The organism is Janthinobacterium agaricidamnosum NBRC 102515 = DSM 9628, assembly GCF_000723165.1.
Classification (GTDB): Bacteria; Pseudomonadota; Gammaproteobacteria; order Burkholderiales; family Burkholderiaceae_D; genus Janthinobacterium; species Janthinobacterium agaricidamnosum.
Map to the genome: position 1 here is coordinate 5,936,959 of NZ_HG322949.1, position 3,268 is coordinate 5,940,226.

Below are 3,268 nucleotides of genomic sequence, written 5' to 3' on the forward strand. Positions count from 1 at the left end.
CCCCGGCCAGCATCGCATGCGCCAGCAAACTGACAAAACAGCCCTGGCTATGGGCAACGATGTTAATCGGCTCGTTTTTCGATTTTTTACGGATGATGCGTATCAACGACGCCAACCGCTGCGCCGCCAGTACCATATAGCTGCGAGGCGGCGCATCGAGCAAGGCGTGGGTCGGACTTTCCGGGTCGGCCCGCCTGACGCCCCAGTTACGCCTGAATCCCGGCCCGAACATGTCCGGCACGTTGCTGGTGGCGTTGGCGAACGGGCCGCCATTTTTCGCATAGCGCTTATCGATGCGATTCCCGTACCGATCGAGATATTCGCCATGCTTCTGATTGGTATCCGCCTTCAGCGTGTCTTCCCGAAATCCCCACAAAAACGGAATCACCGGCGATGTGACGCTATCCGACGAGCGCGAAAAATACACTTTATCGGGATCGGCGCTGATATCGTGCGCCGTGAATGCCTCCCCTTCCTTCAGGTGCAGCGGCAAGGTGTAGTTGGCCGGTTGCAGATGATCCTTGCGGTCCAGGCGCCGGTTCAGGCCGGCGCAAATGCCTTGCTCCTGAAAAGGAAAAGCTTCGCCGATATCGTTCACGCCATGCACCAGGATCACGATGCACGGCGCCGGACGCACCAGCGGAATATACGCCAGGCCGCCGCCGGGCAATAGCCACTGCGCCTGCTTGCCGGGAACAACCTTGTTGGCTTCGGTGTCGCTCATGTTGCCGGCTAACGCCATGGTGTTGTGCTGGGCTTGCTGGATCACCTTGCCACCGTGGGTGGTGGCGTCGCCTTCACGGCAAACCGGGCGCGCCATCTCAGTTACCCTCCGCGACGCGCATCTTCCCGAAACCTGGGCGCGGCCAGAACGGGCGCTTGATCGCGGCATCTTTCTTGATCTGGTCGGTGCTCGGCGGCGTCACCAGCAGCAAGGTCGCGCCATCGTCGCGCCGCAAATTGGCCACCAGCGTCGCCCCGCCCGACTGCCGGCCAGCCATCGTCGCCAGCGCCACCGCGATAAAAGGACTGCCGGCGCCGGTATCGCCGAGGATACGCGCCAAGTCGTAGCCCTGCCTGGGATCGAGCAGATTGAAATTGTCGTCCACCGCATGCAAGCTTTGCACCAGCGGCAAGAACCGCGCCGCGCCGTTACGGTCGTCCAGCACGCTGCCGTAATCGAAAAGAATTCGCGCCGGAGACTTGCCGCCCAACGGCGCCAGCGCGGCGCGCAAGGCCCCTTCCATGCGCATCCGGCGTTCAGCCGGCTTGACCGGCTGCCCCTGATCGTCCAGATAAGACACCACTTGCGGCCGGTATAAAGTCCCCAGGTTTTCCAGATGGTCGTACTGATCGATCTGGAATCGTGTCCAGGGTTTGGCGATAAAAGGCGTCGGCACGAAAGGCTGATCGGGCTGCTTGTTCCAGCCGACAAACTCGGACCGGTTGCGGGAAGGTCCCGCTGGCCAGTCTTTTATGGTCATGTTGTCTTCCACCAAGGGCGCAAACGGCCGCAGCCAGTCGATGCGGCCACGCCGTATCAGGGTCAGGAAGGTCCAGCTATCGGTGGGCGTGCGGACATTTTTGGGGTGGTAGGCCAAGTCAACCATTTTATCGAATTTGGGTCGATCTCCTTGATAAAAACCGGCAGCCCTTTGCAAGACACCATCCTTGGCAGCGACACCCACTGCTGGAAGATCACCATGCTCATCGAAGGTCAAGAAAATAGTATTCCACAACTTATCTGGATTATCGTTAAGGTAAGAATTCATAACCTGCCCGCTCTGAGTAAGAAGGCCTGCAAATTCACCGAGAGAGGTATAAGGTTTTCCATTCTTAGTAACTACAAAACTTGATGCATTACCTTTGCGAGCCTTGAGTTTTTGAAGCTCAATATCTTTTTCAACTGCATGCACGGCAGGCCCGACTACCGCTATCGGCAAGGGATACTGATCCATAAAGTCTCGCATGGCAATATCTACTGCGTCTTCTTTGCGTTTTGCGCTAATCATATGCATGCCATCCAAATTCTTAGGATATTGTTCGATATCCTGTGAAATGATGTATTGCCCATTTGCTTCCTCAATTGCTTTCCATATATCCAGCTTCGAATAGTTGGGATGGTTGGGATGGTTGCGCCATGTCTCGACACTGACGCCGACGCCGACGATTTCAAGTGAGTCAATCGCCGAACTGTTGTTCTGTATGTTTTCTGGCATAAAGGAATCAATCTCGATGAGTGATAGTACCGGAGCAGCGTGCACAAAGCCTGATAAACATATTCCAACCAGAACAAAGCGAACCATTTTATAGATGGCAGAGGGTTTTGATATAGCAATAAAATTCTTATTCATCAAAAAATACCTTCTAATAGCGTCTAAGGAAGCGCTGATTAATTCAATTTCCGAAGATTCCGCACCTTAAAATCAAAGACTTACGTACGACTCTTAAGAGAAAACACGAATTAATCAGCAGTTCCCTAAGGAAGCGCTGATTAATTCAGTTTATAAAAAACCGCCACCTTACAAATCAAGAACTTACATACACAGTTTGGACGAAAAGTCGAATTAATCAGTGGCTCCCTAGCAGTGCCAGCACTGCGTCGCAACGGCCGCCTTGCAGCGCATCCGGTTCTTTTCGTCATAACTTCACAATCTTTTTCCACCACCTACTTAGTTTTCATTAAATATCACTGATATTATTTTTCGTAGGATTTAATCTCTACCCTCAACTCCCCAGTTGTTTTTGATACCACATAATCATTCAAACTATCCAATCCACAGTTAACAGTGATTTTCGGCAAGGTACCGGGTTGTATCCCACCAATAGCATAATAATTATAGTTTCCTTCAATTATTTCTCTATCAAGTAAACTAATTTGATTTATATCCTTCAAGATTTCTATTAAATCATCTGATGGAGGCGGGTAAGATGGATCTTTTTCATTGCTGAATAAATTGGCAGCATCTCCAAACCAATTCGTCCGCCAATCCGCAACCGCCCGCAAAAACCGGATCCAGGTCAAGTCGCCATCTTTCAAAATATCGCTGACGCCTATGCACAGATCGTAGGCGGTGGCTTTTTCGGAGTGCATGGGATTACTGACGATACTGGAGTGGTAAGAATTCTTGTCGAAGGTTCCCAGCCAGCGGGCCTTGGCTTGCTCGGGCGACTCATCCGCCAGCATGCCGTCCTTGCCCTTGCCTTGGTACGGATTGGCGACGGCGATCGCGGCATCGATCGGCGAATTGAGCATCTGGCCAGGCCC

At 52.5% G+C, this 3,268-nt stretch carries 3 protein-coding genes (1 of these 3 cut by a window edge); all 3 read right to left on the bottom strand.

The features are described 5' to 3' along the window. Positions 1-892, bottom strand: partial view of a T6SS effector phospholipase Tle3 domain-containing protein gene (locus GJA_RS28780; protein WP_479686737.1) — the 5' portion only. It extends 20 nt beyond the left edge of the window; only the first 892 of its 912 coding nucleotides appear in the window; the start codon lies at positions 890-892; its stop codon lies off the left edge, out of view. After that, positions 822-2,354 (bottom strand): type VI lipase adapter Tla3 domain-containing protein, encoded by a 1,533-nt coding sequence (locus GJA_RS26985; RefSeq protein WP_081905588.1) that lies wholly within the window; start codon positions 2,352-2,354, stop codon positions 822-824. The genes GJA_RS28780 and GJA_RS26985 overlap by 71 nt, the downstream gene beginning before the upstream one ends. A 344-nt stretch (positions 2,355-2,698) precedes the next feature. Then, positions 2,699-3,256 carry an effector protein Tle3 domain-containing protein gene (locus tag GJA_RS25850; protein WP_038498125.1) on the bottom strand — a complete coding sequence of 186 codons (558 nt, stop codon included), beginning with the start codon at positions 3,254-3,256 and terminating at the stop codon, positions 2,699-2,701. Positions 3,257-3,268: the final 12 nt, after the last annotated feature.

What these genes read in the sequence shown, in the direction of transcription:
- GJA_RS26985 (WP_081905588.1), bottom strand. Translation starts at nt 2,354, where the DNA reads ATGAATAAGAATTTTATTGCTATATCAAAACCCTCTGCCATCTATAAA.
- GJA_RS25850 (WP_038498125.1), bottom strand. Translation starts at nt 3,256, where the DNA reads ATGCTCAATTCGCCGATCGATGCCGCGATCGCCGTCGCCAATCCGTAC.